Source organism: Streptomyces liliiviolaceus (assembly GCF_018070025.1).
Classification (GTDB): Bacteria; Actinomycetota; Actinomycetes; order Streptomycetales; family Streptomycetaceae; genus Streptomyces; species Streptomyces liliiviolaceus.
In genome coordinates, this window is the sequence record NZ_JAGPYQ010000002.1 from 1,783,000 (window position 1) to 1,805,983 (window position 22,984).

General features: G+C 70.8%; 24 protein-coding genes. 13 read left to right on the forward strand and 11 right to left on the reverse strand.

Annotation, left to right across the window (positions count from 1 at the left end; all coding sequences use genetic code 11):
- Positions 1 to 17 precede the first annotated feature (17 nt).
- Complete coding sequence (locus tag J8N05_RS43205; protein ID WP_210893029.1) at positions 18 to 788, forward strand: response regulator; 771 nt, start codon at positions 18 to 20, stop codon at positions 786 to 788.
- 13 nt (positions 789 to 801) lie between these two features.
- Here J8N05_RS43205 and J8N05_RS43210 read toward each other — a convergent pair whose 3' ends face one another.
- Positions 802 to 2,349, reverse strand: a complete 1,548-nt coding sequence (locus tag J8N05_RS43210) for an alpha/beta hydrolase (protein ID WP_210893031.1) — start codon at positions 2,347 to 2,349, stop codon at positions 802 to 804.
- Positions 2,350 to 2,442: 93 nt separating this feature from the next.
- On the opposite strand from J8N05_RS43210, the gene J8N05_RS43215 reads away from it, so the two are divergent.
- Positions 2,443 to 3,396, forward strand: a complete 954-nt coding sequence (locus J8N05_RS43215; RefSeq protein ID WP_308287106.1) for a MerR family transcriptional regulator — start codon at positions 2,443 to 2,445, stop codon at positions 3,394 to 3,396.
- Here the strand turns inward: J8N05_RS43215 and J8N05_RS48080 are convergent.
- Positions 3,297 to 4,019, reverse strand: coding sequence for a helix-turn-helix domain-containing protein (locus J8N05_RS48080; RefSeq protein ID WP_308287107.1), 723 nt, complete (start codon positions 4,017 to 4,019; stop codon positions 3,297 to 3,299). The two genes, J8N05_RS43215 and J8N05_RS48080, sit on opposite strands and share 100 nt — an antisense overlap.
- A gap of 595 nt (positions 4,020 to 4,614) precedes the next feature.
- Between J8N05_RS48080 and J8N05_RS43225 the strand changes: the two genes are divergently transcribed.
- Positions 4,615 to 5,433: an SAM-dependent methyltransferase gene (locus J8N05_RS43225; RefSeq protein WP_210893033.1), complete on the forward strand. Its 819-nt coding sequence runs from the start codon at positions 4,615 to 4,617 to the stop codon at positions 5,431 to 5,433.
- Positions 5,434 to 5,469: 36 nt separating this feature from the next.
- On the opposite strand, the gene J8N05_RS43230 is transcribed toward J8N05_RS43225, so the two are convergent.
- Both J8N05_RS43230 and J8N05_RS43235 read right to left on the reverse strand, forming a co-directional pair.
- Positions 5,470 to 6,390, reverse strand: a complete 921-nt coding sequence (locus J8N05_RS43230) for a helix-turn-helix domain-containing protein (protein ID WP_210893034.1) — start codon at positions 6,388 to 6,390, stop codon at positions 5,470 to 5,472.
- Between the two features lie 108 nt (positions 6,391 to 6,498).
- Positions 6,499 to 6,726 (reverse strand): DUF397 domain-containing protein, encoded by a 228-nt coding sequence (locus J8N05_RS43235; RefSeq protein WP_210893036.1) that lies wholly within the window; start codon positions 6,724 to 6,726, stop codon positions 6,499 to 6,501.
- Between the two features lie 443 nt (positions 6,727 to 7,169).
- On the opposite strand from J8N05_RS43235, the gene J8N05_RS43240 reads away from it, so the two are divergent.
- Positions 7,170 to 7,724, forward strand: a complete 555-nt coding sequence (locus tag J8N05_RS43240; RefSeq protein ID WP_210893038.1) for a hypothetical protein — start codon at positions 7,170 to 7,172, stop codon at positions 7,722 to 7,724.
- Between the two features lie 20 nt (positions 7,725 to 7,744).
- Here the strand turns inward: J8N05_RS43240 and J8N05_RS43245 are convergent, their stop codons facing one another.
- Positions 7,745 to 8,104: a DUF6204 family protein gene (locus tag J8N05_RS43245; RefSeq protein ID WP_210893040.1), complete on the reverse strand. Its 360-nt coding sequence runs from the start codon at positions 8,102 to 8,104 to the stop codon at positions 7,745 to 7,747.
- A gap of 70 nt (positions 8,105 to 8,174) precedes the next feature.
- Positions 8,175 to 8,621 carry an SRPBCC family protein gene (locus J8N05_RS43250; protein WP_210893042.1) on the reverse strand — a complete coding sequence of 149 codons (447 nt, stop codon included), beginning with the start codon at positions 8,619 to 8,621 and terminating at the stop codon, positions 8,175 to 8,177.
- A 319-nt stretch (positions 8,622 to 8,940) separates the two neighbouring features.
- On the opposite strand from J8N05_RS43250, the gene J8N05_RS43255 reads away from it, so the two are divergent.
- From J8N05_RS43255 to J8N05_RS43265, 3 genes are all read left to right on the forward strand, one after another.
- Positions 8,941 to 11,361, forward strand: a complete 2,421-nt coding sequence (locus J8N05_RS43255) for a beta-L-arabinofuranosidase domain-containing protein (protein ID WP_210893044.1) — start codon at positions 8,941 to 8,943, stop codon at positions 11,359 to 11,361.
- A gap of 150 nt (positions 11,362 to 11,511) precedes the next feature.
- Positions 11,512 to 12,132, forward strand: a complete 621-nt coding sequence (locus J8N05_RS43260) for a hypothetical protein (RefSeq protein ID WP_210893046.1) — start codon at positions 11,512 to 11,514, stop codon at positions 12,130 to 12,132.
- A 475-nt stretch (positions 12,133 to 12,607) separates the two neighbouring features.
- Positions 12,608 to 13,366, forward strand: coding sequence for a hypothetical protein (locus J8N05_RS43265; protein ID WP_247706931.1), 759 nt, complete (start codon positions 12,608 to 12,610; stop codon positions 13,364 to 13,366).
- A gap of 58 nt (positions 13,367 to 13,424) precedes the next feature.
- Here the strand turns inward: J8N05_RS43265 and J8N05_RS43270 are convergent, their stop codons facing one another.
- Complete coding sequence (locus tag J8N05_RS43270; RefSeq protein ID WP_210893050.1) at positions 13,425 to 13,904, reverse strand: MarR family winged helix-turn-helix transcriptional regulator; 480 nt, start codon at positions 13,902 to 13,904, stop codon at positions 13,425 to 13,427.
- Positions 13,905 to 14,034: 130 nt separating this feature from the next.
- Between J8N05_RS43270 and J8N05_RS43275 the strand changes: the two genes are divergently transcribed.
- From J8N05_RS43275 to J8N05_RS43295, 5 genes are all read left to right on the forward strand, one after another.
- On the forward strand, positions 14,035 to 14,595 hold the full coding sequence (locus tag J8N05_RS43275; protein ID WP_210893052.1) for a quercetin 2,3-dioxygenase: 561 nt from the start codon (positions 14,035 to 14,037) through the stop codon (positions 14,593 to 14,595).
- Positions 14,592 to 14,747 carry a DUF1427 family protein gene (locus J8N05_RS43280; protein WP_210893053.1) on the forward strand — a complete coding sequence of 52 codons (156 nt, stop codon included), beginning with the start codon at positions 14,592 to 14,594 and terminating at the stop codon, positions 14,745 to 14,747. The genes J8N05_RS43275 and J8N05_RS43280 overlap by 4 nt, the downstream gene beginning before the upstream one ends.
- Positions 14,744 to 15,109 (forward strand): XapX domain-containing protein, encoded by a 366-nt coding sequence (locus J8N05_RS43285; protein ID WP_210893055.1) that lies wholly within the window; start codon positions 14,744 to 14,746, stop codon positions 15,107 to 15,109. Before J8N05_RS43280 ends, J8N05_RS43285 begins: the two co-directional genes overlap by 4 nt.
- A complete protein-coding gene (locus J8N05_RS43290) occupies positions 15,096 to 16,127 on the forward strand; it encodes an amidohydrolase family protein (protein ID WP_210893057.1) in 1,032 nt (343 codons plus the stop codon). Before J8N05_RS43285 ends, J8N05_RS43290 begins: the two co-directional genes overlap by 14 nt.
- 108 nt (positions 16,128 to 16,235) lie before the next feature.
- Entirely contained in the window at positions 16,236 to 17,147 is a 912-nt protein-coding gene (locus J8N05_RS43295) for an alpha/beta hydrolase (RefSeq protein ID WP_210893059.1), read from the forward strand.
- A gap of 4 nt (positions 17,148 to 17,151) precedes the next feature.
- Here the strand turns inward: J8N05_RS43295 and J8N05_RS43300 are convergent, their stop codons facing one another.
- The gene (locus J8N05_RS43300; protein ID WP_210893061.1) at positions 17,152 to 18,339 is read right to left on the reverse strand and encodes an FAD-dependent monooxygenase; all 1,188 of its coding nucleotides are present in this window, start codon (positions 18,337 to 18,339) and stop codon (positions 17,152 to 17,154) included.
- 126 nt (positions 18,340 to 18,465) lie between these two features.
- Between J8N05_RS43300 and J8N05_RS43305 the strand changes: the two genes are divergently transcribed.
- On the forward strand, positions 18,466 to 19,209 hold the full coding sequence (locus tag J8N05_RS43305; RefSeq protein WP_210893063.1) for a class I SAM-dependent DNA methyltransferase: 744 nt from the start codon (positions 18,466 to 18,468) through the stop codon (positions 19,207 to 19,209).
- A gap of 49 nt (positions 19,210 to 19,258) precedes the next feature.
- Here the strand turns inward: J8N05_RS43305 and J8N05_RS43310 are convergent, their stop codons facing one another.
- The 3 genes from J8N05_RS43310 to J8N05_RS43320 are packed head-to-tail and all read right to left on the reverse strand — an operon-like array spanning position 19,259 to position 22,879.
- A complete protein-coding gene (locus tag J8N05_RS43310; RefSeq protein WP_210893065.1) occupies positions 19,259 to 20,053 on the reverse strand; it encodes a DeoR/GlpR family DNA-binding transcription regulator in 795 nt (264 codons plus the stop codon).
- A 52-nt stretch (positions 20,054 to 20,105) separates the two neighbouring features.
- Entirely contained in the window at positions 20,106 to 21,464 is a 1,359-nt protein-coding gene (locus tag J8N05_RS43315) for a GntT/GntP/DsdX family permease (protein ID WP_210893067.1), read from the reverse strand.
- On the reverse strand, positions 21,464 to 22,879 hold the full coding sequence (locus J8N05_RS43320) for a homoserine dehydrogenase (protein WP_210893069.1): 1,416 nt from the start codon (positions 22,877 to 22,879) through the stop codon (positions 21,464 to 21,466). Before J8N05_RS43320 ends, J8N05_RS43315 begins: the two co-directional genes overlap by 1 nt.
- Positions 22,880 to 22,984 lie beyond the last annotated feature (105 nt).

Genomic DNA, 22,984 nt, shown 5'->3' on the forward strand with positions numbered 1-22,984 from the left:
GACCTAGAGTGCCGGGTATGCCAGGCAAGGACTTCGCACCGCGGATCACTCCGCAGGAGACGGCCACCATCGCGGACGCGACGGTCGGCGATCTCGCGCAGCGCCTCGCCCGCCGGCTGGTGGAAGCCCCGTCGTCCTCCTCGGCGGACGACCCGGCACAAGCCCTGGCCCTGCTGCACGTGCTGGATCATCTCAAGCAGGCCACCGAACGACTGCAGCAGGAAGCGGCCGTGGCCGCCGCACGCGCGGGTGCCGGATACCCGCAGATCGGCGCCGCCTGCGGGATGACCCGGCAGGGAGCCCGACGCCGCTGGCCCGGGCTCTTCCACCACTCCAACGAGAAACCCACGGAGCAACCGACGATGACCACCCCCGCCCGCCCCTTCGACGTCCTGCTCGTCGAGGACGACATGGCCGACGCCATGCTCATCGAGGAAGCCCTTTCCGAGCGCGGGGCCCGCAATCTGGTCCAGGTCACCGACGGGGTCGCCGCGCTGGAGCATCTGCGGACGCCGGGCACCCCGCGCCCCGACCTCATCGTGCTCGATCTGAACATGCCGCGGATGAACGGCCGCGACCTGCTGAAGGTCCTCAAGACCGATGACGACCTGCAGACGATCCCCGTGGTCGTCCTGACGACGTCCACCGCTCCGGACGACGTCACGGGCGCGTACAGCAGTCACGCCAACGCCTATGTGACCAAGCCCGTCAATCTCGACGAGTTCGAGCAGGCCGTCCAGAGCATCGACGCCTTCTACCTCGACACCGCCACCCGGCCCCGCCCCTGAAGCACGGGACGCGTCACGACGGCCGTGCCAGGTGCGCCAGCACCGTGCGCACCGCCCCGGCCACGGCCTCGCGTGATGCGTCCGTCGGTTCGTCGGTCTCGAAGCCGTGCCGGCCGTGCGGGACGTCGATGATCTCGACCGGGGCCTTCGTCTCCTTCGCGGTGGTCACGAACTCCCGTACCGTGGCCGCGATCTGCGGTGTCTCCAGGCCCGCCCGGGTGAGGACGACGGGCGGCGCCGGCTTCCCGGCGGCGGTGCGGAGCGCGCCGACCGGGTCGAAACGGGGGCCGACCGCGCCCCAGCCCGGCAGCGGGGCCAGGATCGGGTAGGTGAGGGCGAGGCAGCGCAGCCACGGCGGCGGCGCGGCGATGAAGTCCGCGGCAAGCAGTCCGGCACCGGAGAAGATCCACAGGGCGATACGCCGCTCGTCCATCCTGGGGTCGGCCCGCAGCAGGTCGACGGCCTCCGCCACGTCGTCCGCCGCGCGCGCGTAGTCGGTGATGCCGTGCAGCCGGTGCTCCACGACGGCACCCACCGCGCCGAGGCTCGCCGTGTACCGGGCGTAACCGAGGTAGAACGGCGAGTCGCGCGGCGCCGGGACGAGGTCCGCGGGCACGGGCCCGCCGTGCACGAACAGCACCGCGGGCCAGGGACCTCGCGCCCCTCCCCCCGCCCCCGTCCGGCCCGCTCCGGTCTCCGGCAGGTGCAGGTCCACCCGCCCGCTGCGCACCCGCGGACGCTCCGGAGCGTCGAGCAGAAACGGCCGGGCGTACGAGGACTCCTCCTCGGGTACGGTCAGCCGGCGCCCCTCGCCGGCCGCCGCGCGGAGCAGTACCCCGGCCAGTTCGTCCGGGCGGGAGAGCATCGGCCAGTGGCCGGTGGCCAGTTCGAAGAAGCCCACCCTCGGATCGGCCAGCTTCCGCAGATACGGCGGCCCGGTGCGTACCAGCGCCTCGACCAGTTCCACGGTCGTGCCGCCGGCCGTGCACAGGATGCCGGTGGTGGGTATGTCCGCGGCGGCGCCGGTCAGGCGCAGGGGCTGGGTCAGCGTGCGCGAGGGCTGCGGGGCGGCCAGCCCGCTCAGCAGCTCCAGGTGCCCCGCCGACAGACCCTCCGTGCTGCCCCACCGCTGCCACTGCGCCGGCTCCGGGGGCGGGACGGGCCCGGAATCGCCGTTCGCGCCCAGCAGTTCGTGCACCGACGGGTCCGGCACCAGGGCGAGGGCCGCGTCGCCGTCCTGCGGTATCCCGGCGTCCAGGTGAACGACCCGTGCGACCCGCTCCGGGCGGCGGTCCGCCGCGCCCAGGACGGGGTGGATGGCGTAGTCGTGGCCGACCAGCACCACCTCCCCCGCCGGATCTCGGGGATCGAGGGGATCGGGCAGATCGAGGGAATCGAGTCTCCGGACCACGTCCTCGACGTGCGTCTCCAGATCGGCCCCGGGTCGCCTGCTGAGCGACACCGGGTGCGCCTGGGCGCCCGACTCCCTCAGCCGCCCGACGACTTCGCTCCAGATCCGTCCGTCGGTGAACGGTCCCGAGACCAGGACGAACACGGACATCGATACCTCCAGGGTGGGTTCGTGACGGCCGACCGTCCTGGCCGGCCACCGCCCTGGCTAACCTAGGAACTCCCCCTGAGGGAGGTTCAACCCTTGCCACCCGACGTCACGGACGACGCGAACGCCATGGACGGCATGAGCGGCATGAGCGGCATCGACGGCACCCTGAGCATCGGTGAGCTCGCCGCGCGGGCGGGGACAACGGTCAAGACCGTCCGCTTCTACTCCGACCGGGGCCTGCTGCCCGAGGCCTCGCGCAGCAGCGGCGGCCACCGGCGTTACGGTCCCGGGGCGCCGGAACGGCTGCGCACGATCCGCGCGCTGCGCTCGCTCGGCGTGCCCGTCCCGGAGATCGGGCGCGTCCTCGACCGCGGCGCCACCCTGGAAGCCGTGCTGGCACGCCGGTTGGCCGACCTCGGCAGCGAACTCGCCGCCCTGCGCTGGCGTGAGGCCGCGCTGCGGGCGGTGCACGAGGGTGACCCGGAGCGGCTCGCGGAGCGCCTGGAGCTGATCGGGGCGGTCAGCGTCCCGCCCAGCACCTCCGCCCTCGCGCACTACTGGCGCCGGGTGCTGCCGGTCCGCCTCTCCGCCCGGCTGCGCGGCGCCGTCACCGAGGCGGCCGTGCCACAGCCCCCGGCCGATCCGACCGCGGACCAGGTCCTCGCCTTCGCGCGCCTCCACGCCCTGGCGACGGCCGCCACCGATCACTGCCTCGTGTCCCACCGGCCCGCCACCGCCGCCCACCCGGACCTGCTCTACGACGGTCTGCACGAGGCGTACCTCCTGGTGGCCGCCGCCCTGCGGGCCGAGCGCGCCCCGGGCCCGGGCGAGGCGCTGGACTGTTACGTCGCCGCCCACGCGCGCGACGCCGGAACCCGGGACAGCCCCGCCTTCCGTCGCGCCCTCACGGTCCGTCTCGCCGCGGCGGATCACCCGGTGATGGCCCGCTACTGGCAGCTGGCGGCGGAGTTGACGCCCGATCCGACCCTCGGCGGGGCGGACTCCTGGCTCCGTGAGGCGTTGACCACGAGCGTGGCGGCGGCCTGATCCCCGCTCGCCGTGGTGCTGCGGTGGCGGAACTGACGCGGTGAGCAGCCGTGGGCGCTGCGGAAGACCTGGCTGAAATGCGCTGGGCTGGTGAACCCCCACCGGGCCGCGATCGCGCGGATCGGGCGCTCGGACAGGGCGGGGTCGGCCAGATCGCGTCGGCACTGCTCCAGGCGGCGTTCGCGGATCCAGGCGGCGACGGTGCGCCCCTCGGCGTGGAACAGCTTGTGCAGATAGCGCAGGGAGATGTGGTGCGCCGCCGCGATCGTGTCCGGGGTCAGTCCCGGATCGCCCAGGTTCTCCCGGATGAAGGCGTGGATCCGGGCCGACAGCGCCCGTCGGCCGGTGTGGGGCGGCACGGTGTTCCGGACGTCCAGCGCGTCGGCCAGCGCCGCGGTCAGCACATCCAGCGTGCGGCCGACCAGCCGGGCGGTGTCGAGCGGTCCGAGTCCGCGCAGATGCCGCGCCAGCAGAAGCAGGAACTGCGACGACAGCGAGCCGATAACCCCGTCGCCCGCGGTGCGGACCGCGGTCAGGCCCCGCAGATCCAACGGCGGCAACGGCGGTGACGAGCGCCCGAACTGCAGCACGAGCAGCTGACTGGTCGGAAGGTCCGTCGCCAAGGTCGCCGTAGTGGCCGAATTCGTCGCAGACACCGCAGACGCCACAGCCGCCGACGCTGCCGGGTACGGTCTCGCGGTGTCGTCGAGAGGGCCGTGGGGCACCCAGATCTTCGAGCCGGCCTCGCGCCGGAAGGCGAGTCGCCCCCGCGTCGGTAATCCGCCGGTACTGACCGCGTCCATGACCTCCACCCCCGTGTCGCCTGCCGTCCTGTCCCTGTTGCCGTCCCTGTCCCTGTCCCTGTCATGCTCGGCGAACGCCTCGGTGCCGTCGTCCGCCGCTCGGCGCAAGCACGCGTGCTTCCGCCGGAGTAGCCACGGGCCGTTCGGCCGCGCCCATGGGCTCCACCCTGGGACGGGCGAGGAGCGGGCAGCAGTGCCGAAAGCCCATCGGCGGCAGTGGGAACGGCCTTCGAACCGGTGACATCCGTCATGCGGCGGGGGCGCGCCGACATCCGGGCCCTTGGTCGTCGGACACACGACCGACTCGTTCATTCGGAGGCCTGATCCGGCGACAGGCTGGCCGCGGCAAACGTCAACTACCTAAGATGTAGTTCCTGTTACGGATGCAGCTGGTGCCGATCGAGCCGGGGGAACCATGAACACCGACAGGCCGCTGTCCAAGAAGATCGACGCCAGTGTTCCGACCGCTGCCCGTATGTACGACCACTATCTGGGCGGCAAGGACAACTACTCCGCGGACCGCGCGGCCTGCGAGGAACTCGACAAGGTGGTGCCCAGCACCCGTCGGCTGGCCCTCAACAACCGGCGCTTCCTGCAGCGGGTGGTCAGGACGCTGGCGACGGACTACGGGATACGGCAGTTCCTGGACCACGGATCCGGCCTGCCCACCCAGGACAACGTGCACCAGGTCGCGCAGAGCATCGACCCCGACTCACGCGTGGTCTATGTCGACAACGACCCCATGGTGCTCGTCCACGGCCGGGCGCTGCTGGACCAGAACGACCGCACCGCGGTCATCCACGCGGACATGCGCAACACCGAAGAGATCTTCGCCCATCCCGACACCCGGCGTCTGATCGACTTCTCGCAGCCGGTCGCCGCGCTGTTCAACTCGGTGTTCCACTGCATCCCCGACAGCGACACCGACGGCCCGCAGGCCGTGGTGGGGCGCGTCACCGAGCGGCTCGCGCCCGGCAGCTTCATGGTGATCTGCCAGCTGGTCAGCGAAGACGCCGAAGTCCGTTCGTTCGTCACCGACTTCATGGACCAGGCGACGCAGGGCCACTGGGGGCGCGTACGCCAGGAGAAGGACGTGGCGGCGCTGTTCGACGGCATGGAGATCCTGGATCCCGGGCTGGTGGAGGTCTCCACCTGGCGCCCCGACAGTGAGGTACAGACCCGGCAGCTCTCCCAGGAATGGATCGAGTTCGGCGGTCTGGGCCGGCTTCCCTAAAGCACTGTCCGGCCATTCCCGTCCGCCGCGCGCGGGTCACTCCGGCCCGTAGCGCTGCTCCATCGTGGTCCGCAGCATCTCCAGGGAGTCACGTGGTGTCAGGGCCTCGTCGGCCAGCCGGTCGAGCGTGAGCCGGTATTCCTCGGTCTCGTCGCGGTCCTCAAGGAAGTGCGCGCTTCTGATGTGTTCCAGGTAGACGACGTCCGGCAGGTCGAGTCCGCCGAACCGCAGATATGTGATCGGTATGGCGGGCGCCGAGGCGTTCGTGACGTCCAGGGGCACGGTCTGCAGGACCACATGGGGCTTTTGAGCCATGTCGATGAGGTGGGCGAGCTGCTCGCGCATGGCCGCCCGGCTGCCCAGTACCCGCAGCAGGACGGACTCGTCGATGATGGCCCACAGCTGCGGGGCGTCCTCGCGGTGCAGCAACTGGGCGCGGCGCATCCGCAGTTCGACCCTGCGGTGCACCTCGGCTGCCGGTGCGTTCGGCAGGCCCCGCTCCACCACGGCCCGGGTGTACGCCGACGTCTGCAGCAGGCCGGGCACGTACTGGATCTCGAAGGTCCGGATGGCGGCGGCCGCCTCCTGGAGGCCGACCAGCCGCTCGAACCATTCGGGCATGAGGCGCTTGTCGTAACGCTGCCACCAGCCCGGTTCACCGGCCCGGTGCAGCAGCTTGAGGAGCACCGAGGCTTCGTACTCATCGGTGCCGTACAGCCGCAGCAGGGCGCGTACGTCGGTCTCGGTCGGTGGTTTGCGGCCCTTGCCCGACTCGATGCGTGAGAGCTTCGCCCCGCTGAAGCCCAGGGAGCGCGCGGCCTGGTCCTGAGCGAGGCCGGCGTCCTCCCGGAATCCCGAGAGCTGGACGCCGACCAGCATCTTCAGCAGGGTCGGAGCCGGCTCCGAACGCTCCAGATAGGATTCGAGCCGTGCGACGCGCGGCGACTCGGTGACCATCTTCGGCTCCCCCGCAATCCGGCACAAGGACGGCAACAGTATCGCACCGGACCGCCCGGCATCCCATCCCCCTTCAGGTTTCGGGTAGTTGGGCCGGTGACCGGCGGCTCACAGCAGATGGTCGAACTCGCCGTCCTTGGCTCCCGCCAGGAAAGCCGCCAGCTCCGCGGACGTGTAGACGAGCGCGGGCCCCTCGGGATCACGGGAGTTGCGCACGGCGATGCCCCCGTCGATCCGGGCGACCTCGACGCAGTTTCCCTCGGCATTGCTGTGGCGGCTCTTGGTCCAGCTGACGTCCAGCGCGCTGGCCCGTATCCCGTTCTCCACCTGTGGCACCGCATCTCCTTGCTGTTCCCGTTGTCGCCCCGCGCCGAATCGAGCCGGTGGCCCGGCGGCCCTCGACCAAGCGTCTTCGGCCAAACTTCACGCAATTTCGCGTGCAATTGCACGCGACCGTGTTCAGTGTGGATAATAACTGCAGCGCCGACAACCCCAGCCAGGACATTGAGTCCTGACGTCACATCAGGGAGATGACGTGTTGTCACCCGCGCGTCCAGAGCCCTCGTCGCTGCGGCCGACCGCAGCAACGGCAGGAGGCCTGGGCAGGTTCACCGGACTTCCGGCGCGACCGCCTCTGATGGCCGGCGGGGCAGTCGTATCGGCAGTCGCATCCCTGCGTGAACACCCGGGGCGCGGTACGTCCCTCCGGACCCCCGCTCCGGACGGATGCGCCGCTCTCGCCATCGGACCGATACGACACGCCGGAAAGGCCTTACGCCATGCATAGCGTTCCGCCGCAGCAGCCGAGGACCGGGCAGCGAGGGCACGAGCCGGCCCGGACAGGAAAGGCGCCGACCACACCGCTCACCGCCATGGGCCACATCCCGTGGAGCGAGATGCGGGACTCCACGGGCTCGGCGACCGCCATCCCCCTGCTCCTCAGCAATGTCGCATGGGGCGACGCGGAGACCGCCGCGACGGCCCTCAAGGAACTGCGCGAACGCGTCTGCCAGTACGGCTTCGTCGTGGAGCAGGCGACCGCCGCCACGGTCCCCTTCCTCTGGGAGCTCGCGCAGCTGCCCCAGGTGACGTGCCGGGCATCGATCCTGCACCTGCTCAAGAACATCGCCGACACCCGGCAGTGGGAGAGCATCGCGGACGCCTATCCGAAGCTGCTCAACCACCGCGAGAACCCCGCCGTGTGGGAGCGTGCGGCGAGGGAGGCCGTCCATGCCCATCAGGACGCGCTCGACGTGCTGGAGTCGGAGGACGACACGGAGATCGCGCACGCCACGACGGAACTCGCGCGCACACTGGGCAGACAGCCCTGCTGAGCGCGCGTCCGGCGGTCCGGTCAGGTGTACTTCCGGGCCGCCTCGCGCCGCTGCCGCTTGCCCAGCGGGGCCTGTGAGAGATCCTCGGCGGTGGACCGCAGGTTCTTGAAGCCGTAGCCGCGTGCCGTCAGCCAGGCCTCGGCCGCCGTCTCGGCGCGTTCGGTCGCGTCGAGGATGTCCTCCTCCGCTTCCCCCGTGTCCGCGAAGCGGAAGGTGAAGGCGGACCGTGCGGCGATGTCGTAGCTCAGATGCCCTTCCGGGGTGAAGGCCGCGCGCAGCACGTCGTGCTCGGCGGCGTCGGCCAGCAGGGCGGCCCGCTGATCGGCACCGAGCCCGTCGAAGACGCCTCGGACGGTGATGCGGAAGGTACGCGTACTCATCGGGCGACCTTAACGAGCCGGATGGGCGGCGCTCCACCGTATTTCCGAGCGCGCGCCCAGGTCCGCGGTCTCAGGAGGCCTCCACGGCCGCCTTGATGCGCTGTCCGAAAGCAGGGGCGTCCTTGCGGGCCGCACCGCCCGCGACAGGCAGCAGCAATTTGCCGATGCCGTGGCCCTCCAGCACGTTGAAGATCCGGACGCGGGTTCCGCCGCTCGGCGTCGGCTCCAGGTCGTACCCTCCGTCGGCCGCGGTGATCAGGTTCTTGGACCGCTCGCTCCAGCGGATCCTGCTCGGGGAGACGAGTTCGGTGATCTCGAACTCGCGGCCCGTCGTCATGCCGGCGTCCTTCACCGTGCTGCGGAAGACCGTGCCGACGGCCGTCGGCCCGTCCGGAGTCTTCTCGATCTTCTGTACACGGGGGCTGAACTCGGGGTCGTTGGTGCCGTCGGCGAGGAAGGCGAAGACCTCGTCGATCGGGCGGTCGATGTCGACAGTGGCCTCGAACTGGGTACCCATGGGCTCTCCCGGGGATGGCGGTGGCCGGCGGTGGACGGTCGGGCGCTGCCGAGGCCGCGGGTCCACACGTCAGAACAGGCGGCTCAACCATACGCCGCCGCGCCGGGACCCGCAGGCCCAACGGGACAGGCCGCAGACGCGACAGAACAGGCATGTCCTTGTCATTTCTCTGGACAGCCGCCGTACGCCGTGCTGTGATGCCGCAAGCCTACTTTCCAACGTTGTACAGCCTCTGTTCCGCCGCTCACGGCCGACGTCCGAACGTCCTCCACGGCAGCCGTCGGTGGCACCTTCCTCTCCCCCAACAGGAAGCAGTGACATGCCGATCAACAGACGCCACCTGCTGCGCACCGGCACCCTCGCGCTCGGTGCGGGCACACCCCTGATGAACACCGGACTCGCCGCCGCCACATCCCGGGTGGCCGCAGCCGAAGCCGGGGCCGGGGCCGCCGACAGCGTGGCCGCCGACGCCTTCCTCCGGCTGAAACCGGGCAGCATCGTCCCGCGCGGCTGGCTCGCCGGTCAGCTGCGGCTCCAGCTCGACGGACTCTGCGGCCGTCTCACCGAGAAGTCCCACTTCCTGGACTTCGCCACGAGCGGCTGGGTCCACCCCGAGAACAGCGCCTGGGAGGAACTGCCGTACTGGCTGCGCGGTTACGTGCCGCTGGCCGTCGCCACCCGCGACACCGCCGCGCTGGACCGGGCGCGGCGCTGGATCGACGCGATTCTCACGACCCAGCAGAGCGACGGCTTCTTCGGGCCGCGCGCACTGCGGACCGCACTCAACGGCGGACCCGACTTCTGGCCCTTCCTCCCGCTGCTGCAAGCACTGCGCACCTTCGAGGAGTTCACCGGCGACACCCGTGTCGTGCCCTTCCTCACCCGGTTCCTGCGGTACATGAACACGCAGGGCAAGGGCGCCTTCGACACCAGTTGGGTGTCGCAGCGGTGGGGCGACTGCATGGGCATCGCCCTGTGGCTGTACCGCCGGACGCCCGAGCCCTTCCTCCTCGACCTGGTCGACAAGATGCACACCTGGGGTGCCGACTGGACCGGCGCGCTGCCGAACGCCCACAACGTCAACATCGCGCAGGGCTTCCGCGAGCCGGCCCAGTACGCGCAGCGCTCCGGCTCGGCGGAGCACACCCGCGCCAGCTATCGCACGTACACGGAACTCCTCGCGGCGCACGGCCAGTTCGCCGGTGGGGGCTTCGCGGGCGACGAGAACATCCGGCCCGGTTTCGGTGATCCGCGGCAGGGCTTCGAGACCTGCGGTGTCGTCGAGTTCATGGCCAGCCACGAACTGCTCACGCGGGTCACCGGCGATCCGCTCTGGGCCGACCGGTGCGAGGAGCTGGCCTTCAACATGCTGCCCGCGTCCCTGGACCCGGACGGCAAGGGCGTGCACTACGTGACCAGCGCCAACAGCGTCGACCTGGACAACTCCCGCAAGACGCAGGGGCAGTTCCAGAACGGCTTCGCCATGCAGTCCTTCCAGCCCGGCATCGACCAGTACCGCTGCTGCCCGCACAACTACGGCATGGGCTGGCCCTACTTCGCCGAGGAACTCTGGCTCGGCACACCGGACGGCGGCCTCGCCGCGGCCATGTACGCGGCCTGCCAGGTCACGACGGAGGTGGCCGGGGGCACCTCCGTCACCGTCACCGAGACCACCGACTACCCGTTCGGCGAGACGGTCGACTTCGTCGTCTCCACACCGCGTTCCGTCAGCTTCCCGCTGCTGCTGCGGATACCCGGCTGGTGCGCGGCGCCCCGGCTCCAGATCAACGGGCAGAGCGTGCCGGCACGGAGCGGACCGGCCTTCGTACGCGTGGACCGCACCTGGGCCGACGGCGACCGGGTCTCCCTGCGTCTGCCGCAGAGCACGACCGTGCACACCTGGCCCGGAAACCGCGACTCGGTCAGCGTGAGCCACGGTCCGCTCACCTACGCGCTGCGCATCGGCGAGCGATACGTCCGCTACGGCGGCGACACGACCTTCCCCGAGTACGAGGTCCATGCCACGACCCCCTGGAACTACGGGCTCGTGCCCGGCGGGAACCTGGTGGTGCGCCGTGCCTCGGGGCCGGTCGCCGCCAACCCGTTCACCCAGTCGGCCACCCCCATCTCCATCACCGCCGACGCACGCCGTGTCCCCGAGTGGATCGCCGACGACGAGCACGTGGTGGCTCCGCTGCAGCAGAGCCCGGCCCGGTCCGCGGGTGCGGTGGAGCAGGTCACGCTGATCCCCATGGGCGCGGCCCGGCTCCGTATCGCGTCCTTTCCGACCGCCTCCCCCGACGGCACGCCCTGGCAGCCCGAGGCCCCGTACCGGCGGATCCGTAACAAGCACAGCGGGAAGGTGCTCGCCGTGGACGGGATGTCCACCGAGAACAGCGCGCACGTGGTGCAGTTCGACAACTCGGGGACCGGGGACCATGCCTGGCAGGTCGTGGGCCGCGGCGACGGGTGGTCCCTGATCCGCAACGGGCACAGCGGGAAGGTCCTGGGCGTCGACCTCATGTCGACGCAGAACAGCGCGCACGTCGTCCAGTTCGAGGACAACGGCACCGACGACCACCTGTGGCAGTTCGTCGACGCCGGCAGCGGCTGGTTCCTGATCCGCAACAAGCACAGCGGGAAGGTCCTGGGCGTCGACGGCATGTCCACCCAGAACAGCGCCCATGTCGTCCAATTCGAGGACAACGGCACCGACGACCACCTGTGGCAGTTCGTCTGAGCGGCACCCCGCCGATTCCGAGCGGTTCGAACGAGAACCGCTCGGCTCCGCGCGCCGTCTTGATGGTCGAGGCGGAACTGGGACGAGAGATGACTCGTGGGGCCGCTGAGGCACAAGTGTGTTCACAGGAAAGGCTGTTGAGTGGTGTTAGTGGATCAGAGGACGAGACGGATCAGCTCGATCGCGGGAGCGACGCTGGCGGCGGTCGTGGCTCTCGGAGGATGTTCGGGCGACTCGGACTCCGACTCTAAGAAGAAGTCGAACGCGAGCGCCTCGCCCGCGGCCGACGAGAAGAAGCCCGACTCGGACGCCTCGGCGTCGTCGCCGGCCTCGGCCGCCGACCAGTCCACCCCCGAGGGAGCTGTCGCCGCGTGGGTCACCGCGGTCATCAAGCAGCAGCCCAAGGAGGCCTGCCTGGTGATGGCGGAACCGGCCGAGGGCTCGAAGCCCGCCAAGGTCGGCAGTGAGGAGACCTGCGGCGACGACGCGCCCGACCGGAAGCAGATCGACTCGACCGTCGAGCAGCTCGGTGAGTCGTTCACACCGGAGCCGCCCTCCGCGGACCCGAAGGTGGAGGTCGCCAAGGCCGAGGCCACCGGCGACACCGTCGAGTACCCCGCCGACAAGATCACCGTCGACGGACAGACCCTCGAAAAGATCATCCTGTCCCACTCCACCGGAGTGACGGCGGACCAGCTGGACATCAAGGTCCACTCGGGCAGGATCGAAGACTCCTGGTACGTGACGAATCTCGACTTCGACATCGGCTAGGACCCGTCGGGCCGACCGTGTGCCCGCCTCTGCCCGCGCCCCTCATGGCGGGCGTGAGGCGGGCATGTCCGACGTCTGCGAGGCCCCGCGCCTGCGGGCGTGCAGCCGGGGCGCGCGGCGGATTCCGTGATGGCCGGTCCACGACTACGCGATGGCCGATGCGGGAAGGTCGCTTCTGGAGAACTGCCCTTCGAAGAAGGAGCACAGGATGCACAACCGGCCCGAAGACATCCCGGCGCAGCCCGAACCGCAGGCATCGCCTCCCCCCGGCTCCACGGCTGCGACCGACTCCGGCACGGCGCCCGGTTCCACCGCCCCACCCGGCCCTGCTGCTCCGCCGGCGGACCAGGTCGCACCCGCAGCGCAGACGGACACGCAGACACAAACACAGGCACCGGTCCAGGCGCAGACACACCAGTCGCAGGCGCAACACCCGCCGTCCTCGCCACCCTCACCGCCCAGACCCGAGCCGCCGATGGTGCCGTACCAGAGCACACAGCCGACGAGCGGCTACGGCTACGGGCCGCCTCCCGCCTTTCCTCCGGGCCGGCAGTACCCGTACGGGCCACCGCCGGGGTCTCCCCCGCCGTCCGGCGGCAAGGGCACCGCGGGGCGCGCGGTGCTGTGGGCCGCGGTGGGCGCGGTGGCCGCCTCGGCCCTGTGGGCCGGCGGGCTCTTCCTCTTCGGTCCGCTCGGCGACGACCCGGATCTGGCGGGATACCGGGCCAGGGCCAACCTCTGCTCCTCGGTCGACTACGACTCGCTCAAGACCGAGTACCCCGAGGACGGCAGCGCGCCCACGCACAACGCGCTGAAGCACAAGGCCCTCGATCAGAGCTACTGCAGCATCTCGCTGAAGAAATCCTCGACGTCCTCCTATTCGGACGCGTATCTCTCCGTACAGATGGATCTCCACAAGGAGACCGACCCGTCCGCCGAGTTCACCGCTCTGTGGTCCGAGTACGGCCAGCGGTACGACGACTACGAGGTGGCGAAGGTGTCCGGCTTCGGTGACGAGGCCTATCTGGTGACCGAGGACACCACGACCGGGTCGGGGGTCGGCGGCAGCCGGGCGGTGATTCTCGCGGTGCGCGACGGCTGGATGACGTACCAGATGAGTTGGAACGTCTACACGACCTCCTACGAGACGACCTCACCGCCCGAGATAGACGAGGTCTCACGATGGGTGAAGTCCGACACCCGGTCGACCCTGGAGAACCTGCGGTCCGAGTGACCGCATTGCGTGCGGCCGCCCAAGCGCCGAACCACAGCCCGCGGGGCCCGGTGACTGACTACTGAACCGCGCCTCCGGGATCCGGTACGCCCGCGGACGGCATCCGAAGCGTGGGCGGGTCGCCCCGAGGCGCCTCCAGCGCGGCGCGCAGGGAGTCTACGGGGCCGCGGCCGATACGCAACGCGAGTTCCCCTTCGAGCGCCGCCAGGACGGAGACGGCTTCGAGGTGCGCCGCCGCGCCCTCGCCGGTGCGGCGGATCAGCCGCCGGCGGGCGGAGGACGGATCGGGGACCTGTTCGAGCAGTCCCATACCGATGAGGCTGTGCACGGCCTGATGCGCGGTCTGCCGGGTGACACCCATGCGCCGGGCCAGCTCGGAGACCGTGGTGCCCTTCTCGTCCAGCGCGGCGAACAGCTGCGCCTGGGTCGGAGAGATGGGCGCCATTCCCGCCTGCTCCAACGTCGCCACCAGCGCCTCGTCGAACCAGCGGCGGGCGTCGAGGAGCAGCTGCGGGAGGGGAGTGCCGACGGACTTCATGGGTTCCTCAAGAAAGACGCACAGGGGGTCCGAGCTTAGGTCGGGGGATTGTCACGCAGCCAATCCCTATGTCAGGCTACCTGACATAGGGATTCGACCGTGTCCTCCGCGAGCCACCCCGGGAGAGAACATGACCGCTGAATTCGCCGCCCGACACCGTTCCGTCTCACACATCCCCTCCGATCCGGGCAGGCCGTACTTCATCGAGAAGGGGATGGGAGACCGCGCCCATCTGTTCGGTGACCTGTTCACCGTCTACGCGGGCGGTGAACAGACCGAGAACACGTTCAACTTCTTCACCGCCGAGGGCCCCAGGGGCGGCATCATCCCGGCCCACTCGCACCCGGACACCTACGAGGTCTTCTACATCGCCGACGGCGCGGTGCGCCTGTTCGTCGAGGACACCGGGGGCGAGCAGTACGAGAAGCTGCTGACCGCCGGCGACTTCGGCTTCGTCCCCAAGAACTGTCCGCACGCCTACCGCATCGAGCGGCACCACAGCCGCATCGTGGGAGTGGCGGCCGGACCCGGTGGCACCTTCGAGCGGTTCTTCGAGAATCTGGGCACTCCCACGGAGGAACTCGGCCTGCCGCAGCGGCCGTTCGTGCCCGAGCCGCAGAAGTTCGGCTCCGTCCCCCAGCAGTACGACGTGCGCTTCCTGCCCGATCACCAGTGGCGTACGCGGGGATGAGCGGCGTGTCCTACCTCAAGGCGCTCGCGGCCGGTCTGCTCGTCGGCGCTCTCTACGCGACGATGCGCGTCAGGTCGCCCGCGCCGCCGCCGGTCGCGCTGTCCGGTCTGCTGGGCATGCTGCTCGGCCAGGCCCTCCTGGCGGCACTGTGAACACCCCGAAGGCCGTACCGAAGGACGCTCCGACGGGCGTGCCGGAGGACGTGCCGACGTCCGTACCGAAGGGCGCTCCGGAGACTGCGCCGAGGGGCGCTCCAAGCATCGTCCGCGCCGGGCACTTCACCCGACACGCCGCGCTCGCCTTCGTCGCGGGAGCGCTGATGGGTGCCGTCTACTGGGCGTTGTCCGTGCCCTCCCCCGCGCCTCCGCTGCTCGGTCTGACCGGCCTCGCCGGCATCGTCGCGGGTGAGCGGATCATCACCGCGGTCCGCGACCGGCGCTCGCGCCGCCGCGCGGAGTCCTCCGCCGCCGACTCGACCCCCACCTCCCAGGAGCCCACTCATGACAGCGCCTGACGCTCCGCGACTCATCGACGTGCACGCCCACTTCGTCACCGAGTCCTACATCCGGCAGGCCAGGGCCGCCGGGCACGAACGGCCCGACGGCATGCCCGGCTGGCCCACCTGGTCGCCCGCCGCCCACCTGGACCTGATGGACCGCTGCGGCATCGGCACGGCGATGCTGTCGCTCTCCTCCCCCGGCGTGCACTTCGGTGACGACGCCGCGGCCCGGCGGCTGGCCCGCGAGGTCAACGAGGAGAGCGCCCGGGTGGTACGCGAGCACCCGGGCCGCTTCGGCCTGTTCGCCTCGCTGCCGCTGCCCGACGTCGACGGCGCCCTCGACGAGATCGCGTACGCCTTCGACACCCTCGGCGCCGACGGGGTGGTCCTGGAGAGCAACACCCATGGCGTCTACCTCGGTGACGCGAGACTGGAGCCGGTCTTCGCGGAACTCGCCCGGCGCGACGCGGTGGTCTTCCTCCACCCCACCTCGCCCGTGTGCTGGGAACAGTCCGCGCTCGGACGGCCGCGCCCCATGGTGGAGTTCATCTTCGACACCGCGCGGACCGTCACGGATCTGCTGTTCGCGGGCACCCTCGAACGCCACCCCGATCTCAAGGTCGTCGTCCCGCACTGCGGCGGCGCCCTGCCCGTGCTCGCCGACCGCGTCAACGGCTTCATGAGGCTGTTCAGCCCCGAGGACCAAGGCACTCCCGACGTGATCGCGCACCTGCGCCGTCTGCACTACGACCTCGCCGGCACCCCGTTCCCCCGCCAGGTCCCGGCGCTCCTGAACCTGGTCGACCCCGACCGGCTGCTCTACGGAAGCGACTACTGCTGGACGCCGCCGGCCGCCGCCGAGGCCCATGTCGCCTCGGTCGACGCGGCTCAGGTCCCGGCCACGATGACGGGCGCGGTGCCGGGCACGGTGACTGGCGCAGTGCCGGGCGCGGTGCCGGGCGAAAGCGTGACCTGGCGGTCCCTCACCACCGCCAACGCACAGCGTCTCCTGCCCCGCCTCGCCGCCCGCTGACGCCCTTTCGCCCAGGCCTCGCTCACCCGAGCCCCGTTCACCGAAGTCCCGCTCGCCCAGGCTCGTTCACCGAAGCGCCGCTCCCGGCTCCGGATCCCGAAGGAACCCATGTCCCTGCCGCCCGACCTCGCCGCGCTGCTCGCCCCGCCGGACCCGGCCCGGCTGCCCCTGCCGCCCGCGGCACTGCCCTCTCCCGGCGTACGGCTGCTGCGAGGCGTCCCCTACCTGGTGCCCGACGGCCACCGTCCCCTGGAGTTGGACCTGTGGCTCCCCGAGAAGCCGACAGGTCCGCTCCCCGTCGTCGTCTTCGTCCATGGCGGCGCCTGGCGCACCGGGCTGCGCGGCGATCCGGGCCCGGCGTTCCGCTCCTGGCGGCCCGGCCCGTTCGCCCGCCTCGTCCAGGCCGGATTCGCCGTCGCCTGCCCCGGCTACCGGCTCAGCGGCGAAGCCGTGCATCCGGCCCAGGTCGACGACCTGTCCGCCGCCTTGGCCTGGCTGCACGTACGGTCCGGTGAACTCGGGCTCGACACCGCCCGGACCGTCCTGTGGGGCGAGTCCGCGGGCGGTCATCTGGCCGCCCTGCTCGCTCTCACCTCCCGCCGCCGCACCCCGTCCACCCCCTCCGTCCCGCCCGTGACCGGCTGTGTCACCTGGTACGCCCCCACGGATCTCCTCGCACTCGCCGGGGACCCGGCGGACGGGCACACCTTCGAGGCGCTGCTGGTCGGAGGCGCGCCGGCCGACGTGCCCGACCGGACCCGGGACGCCAGCCCCGTCCACCACGTCACCGCCGACGCGCCGCCCTTCCTCGTCCTGCACGGCACCGAGGACCACATCGTCCCCGGCGACCAGGGCGTGCGGCTGGCCGCCGCGTTGCGGGAGGCCGGGGTGCCCGCCGACCTGCGGTTGATCGAGGGAGCCGATCACCTCTGGTACGGCCTGTCCGACGCCGAGGTCGAGCGGTGTTTCGCCCTGTCGCTGGACTTCAGCCGGCGGCGCACCACGCCTTCGTCCCACTGACCGTTCACTCCTGAGACCGGGAGGGACGGGCGTCGTCCGTCCACCCGGCCGACTGCGGCATGAACCTGTTCCCGGCCGCGTGGGCCGCCATCCGGGCGTCGCGGGTACGGGCCTCGGGGCCGTCCGGCAGATGGAACTCGTCGCCCGCCCGCGCGGCCCCGGCCTGCACGCTCGTGGCGGTCGTCAGCCGTCGGCGCACGTACCGGTCGAGGGCGTCGGGCACCTCGGCCGGCGTCGCGTCCGTGAGGACGTCGCCGAGCACGGCCGCGTCCATGATCGCCTGGGCGGCGCCCTGGGCCAGGAACGGCACCATCGCGTGGGCGCTGTCGCCCAGCAGGGTCACACGTCCGATGTCCCACCGCTCCAGCGGGGCCCTCGTGTAGATGCCGTAGCGGAACATCTGCCCGGCGCGTTCCAGGACGCCGAGCACCCGGGAGTCCCATCCCTCGAACGCGCGCAGCTGCTCACCGGGTTCGGCCCGCGCGATCCACGACTCCTGCGGCCGGCCCGCCTCGTCCGTCGTGTACACGGCCACCACGTTGAGCAGTTCCCCACGCCGTACCCAGTAGTGGACGAAGTGGCGGCTCGGTCCCATCCAGACGGCCAGCTCCGGCAGGTCCAGATCGGCGACCTCGTCGGCCGGGAGCAGTGCCCGGTAGGCGGCGGTCTTCGAGAAGAGTGCCTTGTCCGCGCCGAAGAGCCACTGGCGGGCCGCGGACCGTATCCCGTCGGCCGCCACGACCAGGTCCGCGCTCAGTCGCTCACCGCTCGCCGTGGTGACATGTGCGGCCTCGTCGTCCTGGTCGATCCCGACGACCGCGGTGTCCAGGCGCACCGACGCGGGCGGCACCGCGGCGGCCAGTGCCTCGTGCAGATCGGCGCGGTGCAGGAGGAGGTAGGGCGCCCCGAAGGCGTCCTCGACCTCGTGTCCCAGCCGGTAGCGGCAGACGTCTCTCCCGTCGGACCAGGTGCGGAAGCACACCTCGGACGGGTGGTACGCCCGCGCGGCGACCTCGTCCAGCAGGCCGAGCCGCCGCAGTACGCGTGTGGCGTTCGGCGCGAGCTGGATACCGGCGCCGATCTCGGTGAACCGCGGTGTCTGCTCGACGAGCGTCACCTCATGGCCGGCGCGGCGCAGGCTCAGCGTCGCCGTCAGTCCGCCGATGCCCGCTCCCACGACGATCGCCTTCACGCCAGACCCCCGCCTCGGCCGACTCGTACACGATGTGCGAAGTGACTCCATTCAAGCGTCAGTTGACGGCCCGTCATAGGGGAAATTCGTTGGACAACGCATCGGTCGGCGGCGACCGTTGACGGAATGCAGCAGGCAAAGATCTGGGACGCCGCCACCGCGCGGCGCTACGACACGCCCGGCACCGGCATGTTCGCGCCGGAGACGCTGGGGCCGACCGTGGACCGGCTCGCCGACCTCGCGGGGGACGGGGCCGCTCTTGAGTTCGCCATCGGCACCGGCCGGGTGGCCGTCCCGCTCGCCGGGCGAGGTGTCCCCGTCACCGGCATCGAGCTGTCACCGCCGATGGTGGAGCAACTGCGCACCAAGGCCGACGAGGCGACGATCCCCGTGGTCATCGGGGACATGGCGACGACCGCCGTCCCGGGCGAGTACAGCCTGGTCTATCTCGTGTTCAACACCGTCTCGAACCTCCTCACCCAGGCCGAGCAGGTCGAGTGCTTCCGCAACGCCGCCCGCCATCTCACGCCCGGTGGACGGTTCGTGGTCGAGCTCTGGGTGCCGGAGCTGCGCAAGCTCCCGCCGGGGCAGGCGGCGACCGTCTGGCAGTCCGACTCCGACTACATCGGTCTGGACACGTACGACGTGCTGCGTCAGCACGTCGTCTCGCACCACTTCCGCTTCGACGAGAGCGAGCGGGCGCAGTTGTTCCGCAGCCCGCACCGTTACATCTGGCCGGCCGAGCTCGACCTCATGGCCCAACTGGCCGGACTTGAGCTGGAGTCCAGGCACGCGGACTGGGACGGCACGGAGTTCACCGCCGACTCGCGCTCCCACGTCTCCGTGTACCGGATGCCGACATCCCGGTAAGGCCCATCGGGCTGTGCCGGAGTGTCGTCCGCGCCTTGCCCGGTCGCCGCTACGGCTTCACCAGATGCAGTTCGGTTCCGGAGGCCCGTACGCCCTCGGCCGCCGCGTCGGCCAGCGCGCTGTCGGTGATGATCGTGTCGAACGCGCTCAGGGCGGCCACGCGGTACTTGCCGAAGGTGCCGAACTTGGAGGAGCCCGCGACGAGCACGGAGGTGCCCGTGCACTCCATGGCCGTCTGTTTGACCTCCACCTTGAGGTCGGAGGGAGTGGTCACCCCGCGCAGGAGGTCCCATGAGCTGGTGCTGATGAACGCCATGTCGAGGGCGAGCTGCCGCAGGACGGTGGCGGCGAGACGGCCGACGCTGGAGCGGTTCGCGGACTCCACCCTCCCGCCGACATGGATGAGGTCGAGGTGGGGAGCGGCGGCCATCAACTGATCCACGGTGGTGAAGTCGTTGGTGACGACGGTCAGTGCGGTGTGGTCCACGAGGAAGGGGACCATGGCCGACAGGGTCGTACCCGCGTCGAGGTAGACGGTCATGCCGTCCTCGACCAGGTGCGCGGCCTTGGCGGCCATGGCCTGTTTCTCTGGCTGCTCGATGAGGGTCTTGGCCTGGTGGCTCGGTTCGCTCTGCAGATGGCTGGCGATCCGGGCGCCACCCGGTACGGAGAAGACCTGTCCCTGGCGCTCCAGTTCGGCGATGTCACGGCGGACCGTCATGTGCGAGACACCGAGGAGCTGGGTGATCTGCTGGACGCTGAGCACTCCGTCGCGGCGCAGATGCTTCAGCAACTGCTCACGCCGCTGGTCGGGAATCAGCGGGAGGGAGCGGTCCTCGGCCATCGTCGATGGTCCTTCCTGTCGTCCACCAAGACTGGTCTCACCGGCTCGTGCGTCAGCTGCCGACGAACGTGCTCAGGAGCAATACTCCACCCAGGCTGAGCAGTGACTGCAGGGAGAGCATCAGTGTCCAGGTCCGGAAGGTCTGGGACACCGAGAGCTGGAAGTACTCCTTGAAGAGCCAGAAGCCCGAGTCGTTCACATGGGACAGCATCACGGCGCCGGAAGCGCTGGCCAGCACCATGAGTTCGGGAGAGAGCCCCGGGTACGCGCCGAGCAGCGGCGCGACGATACCGGTGGCCGCGGCGGTCGCGACCGTCGCCGAGCCGAGGCAGATCCGCAGCAGCGCGGCGACGAGCCAGGCGAGCAGCAGCGGGGGTATCGACCAGTCCACGGCGTAGTCCGAGATGAGCTTGTCGATACCGGTGGCGGTCAGCATGGCCTTGAGGCCGCCGCCCGCGCCGAGGATCAGGACGATGCCGCCGACCGGTCCGAGGCCCTTGCCCGCCATCTTCTGGAGCTGTCCGAGGCCGAAGCCGGAGCGGACGCCCAGAGCGAAGAAGGCGAACACGACGGCTGCCAGCAGGGACAGCACGGAGGAGTCGCAGGCCTCGAAGAACGCGTACGGCAGTGAGCCCTCGGCCGTGTGGGACGTGCCGACCGTGCCGATCAGCATGAGGACCGGCGGCAGGAGAACCGTGATCAGCGCGAGGGTGAAGGACGCGGGCTTGCGCTGGTTCTCGGGCAGCGGTTCGGGCTCGGGGACCGGTCCCTTGTCGAGGTCGGGGGCCGGTCCGAACCAGCGGCTGGCGACCTTGGTGAGCAGCGGCCCGCTGATGACGGCGATCGGGATGCCGATGATCAGGCCGTACATAATGGTCAGGCCGGTGTTGGCGCTGTACGCGGAGACGGCGAGCGTCGGGGAGGGGTGCGGGGGCAGCAGGCCGTGCGAGATGTAGAGGCCGGCCGCCATCGGCAGCCCGACGTACAGCAGATGGGTGCCGGTGCGCTTGGCGACCGCGTACACGAGCGGTACGAGCATCACGAAGCTGACGTCGAACAGGTGCGGCATGCCGATGAGGAGGGCCGCCGCGGTGATCGCGGTGGGGATCCACTTGACCGGCCGCGCTCCGATGAACACGGTCGCGATGCGGTCGGCGCCACCGGAGCCCAGCAGGATGCCGCCGAGGATGGTGCCGAGGCCGATGGTGGGGCCGGTGCTCTTGAGCGCGTCGCCGAAGCCGGTCTGGAAGAACTCGACGGTCTTGCCCGGGCCGATCCCGGCGGCGAGCCCGAGGCCCAGCGCGGAGATGCTCAGCGCCAGGAAGGGGTGCAGCTTGGCCTTGGTGATCAGCACGATCAGGACGGCGACGGCCGCCACGCCGAGGAGCAGATGCTGGATGTCCGTATCCATCAGCCGACCCTCCCGGCGGACGCGGTGGTGGTGGCGGTGGCGCGGGAGGCGCGGCCCAGGGTCCAGGCCTCCAGCAGCTCCTCGTCGGCGTCGGCGAGGTCGGCGAGCCGGATGAGTTCACCGGCGGCGACCGGGCGGGCGAGCGTGCTGTGGGCGGCGAGGTAGAGCGGGGCGACGTCGGAGGGGGTGTCCTCGTCGCGCAGCAGGACGGCCTGTACGTCGGTCACGTCGTGGTGGTGGCCGCCCATGGCCAGGACGGTCCCGGCGGGCAGGTCCTGCTGGGCGCGGCCGGCGAGCGCCGCGTGGGCGCGCGGGTCGGTGCCTCCGGAGGGGCGGTGGTGCAGGACCGCGGAGAGCAAGGAGACCGGGGTCTCGACGCCCATGAGGTGGTACGGCAGGTAGATCGCGGCGTAGCGGCCGTCGCGGCTGACGACGTGTCCCTTGCCCCGCAGGGTCTCCCAGGTGGCCGGGTCGCCGGTGCGGACCACGACGAACACGCCGCCGGCGAAGGACGCCTCGTCGGGCAGCCGCAGCGCGCTGAACACGTCGACGGCTCCGGCGCGGTGGAGGAGTCCGCCGTCCTCGCGCAGGGCGTAGATGTCGGCGAGTTCCGCGATGCGGGCGACCGGGTAGTGCAGGCGCTCGACGTCGGGCCGGAAGCCGGTGTTCGTGGCGACGACGGCCATCTCGCAGTAGTCGGCGGTGGCGCCGACCGGCAGTGCGGAGACCGCCTGCGCACGAGCGGCCAGGGTGGCGCGGAGGTCGTCGCCGAGCGTGAGCAGTGCGGCGAGCTCCGGCGCGGGGACGGTGGTGTCGAGCTGGGTGACCGTGCCCCGGTCGGGGTCGAGGACGAGGTCGTACTCACTGGACTTGCCGATGGCCACGATGTCGAGGCCGAGCAGCTCGGCCCAGGTCACGAGGCCGATGAGGTTGGCGGGCTGGTCGCCGTCCGCGGTCGTGTAGACGACGCCGTTGTCCTTCGCGAGGTCGGCGAGGTGGAGTCCCGCGACGGAGTCGACCTCCTTGCTGACCATGGCGACGTGCCGGCCGTCGGTGAGCGCCTCGCGTGCCATCGCGTAGCCGTCGGCGGGGCTGCCGGTGGCTTCGACGAGGATGTCCCAGGGCGCGGCGGACAGCAGTGAGCCGCCCTCGACGAGGGCGATGTGCCCGGCCTGCGCGGCGGCGGCCACCTCGTCCGCCGTGGTGCAGACGTCGAGATCGGAGGCGTTGTATCCGAGCTCCAGGAGCATCGCGCGCAGCCGGGGTACGTCGCGGTCGCACAGGACGGCGGGGGCCAGCCCGGGGATGCGCGGCGTCTGCGCCAGCAGGGTCCGGGCGAAGCCGCCGCCGGCTCCGGACAGTGCGTAGCGCACGGTCCGGTTGCCGCTGTCGGCGAACAGATGGTGCAAGTTCATGGACCCTCCTGGATGACGAGCGCGATGCGCTGCTCGTTAACAAGATGTATCAGCAGATCCCATCCACGTAAAGTCTGTTAACATTTTTTCACAAGCCCCTGGTCA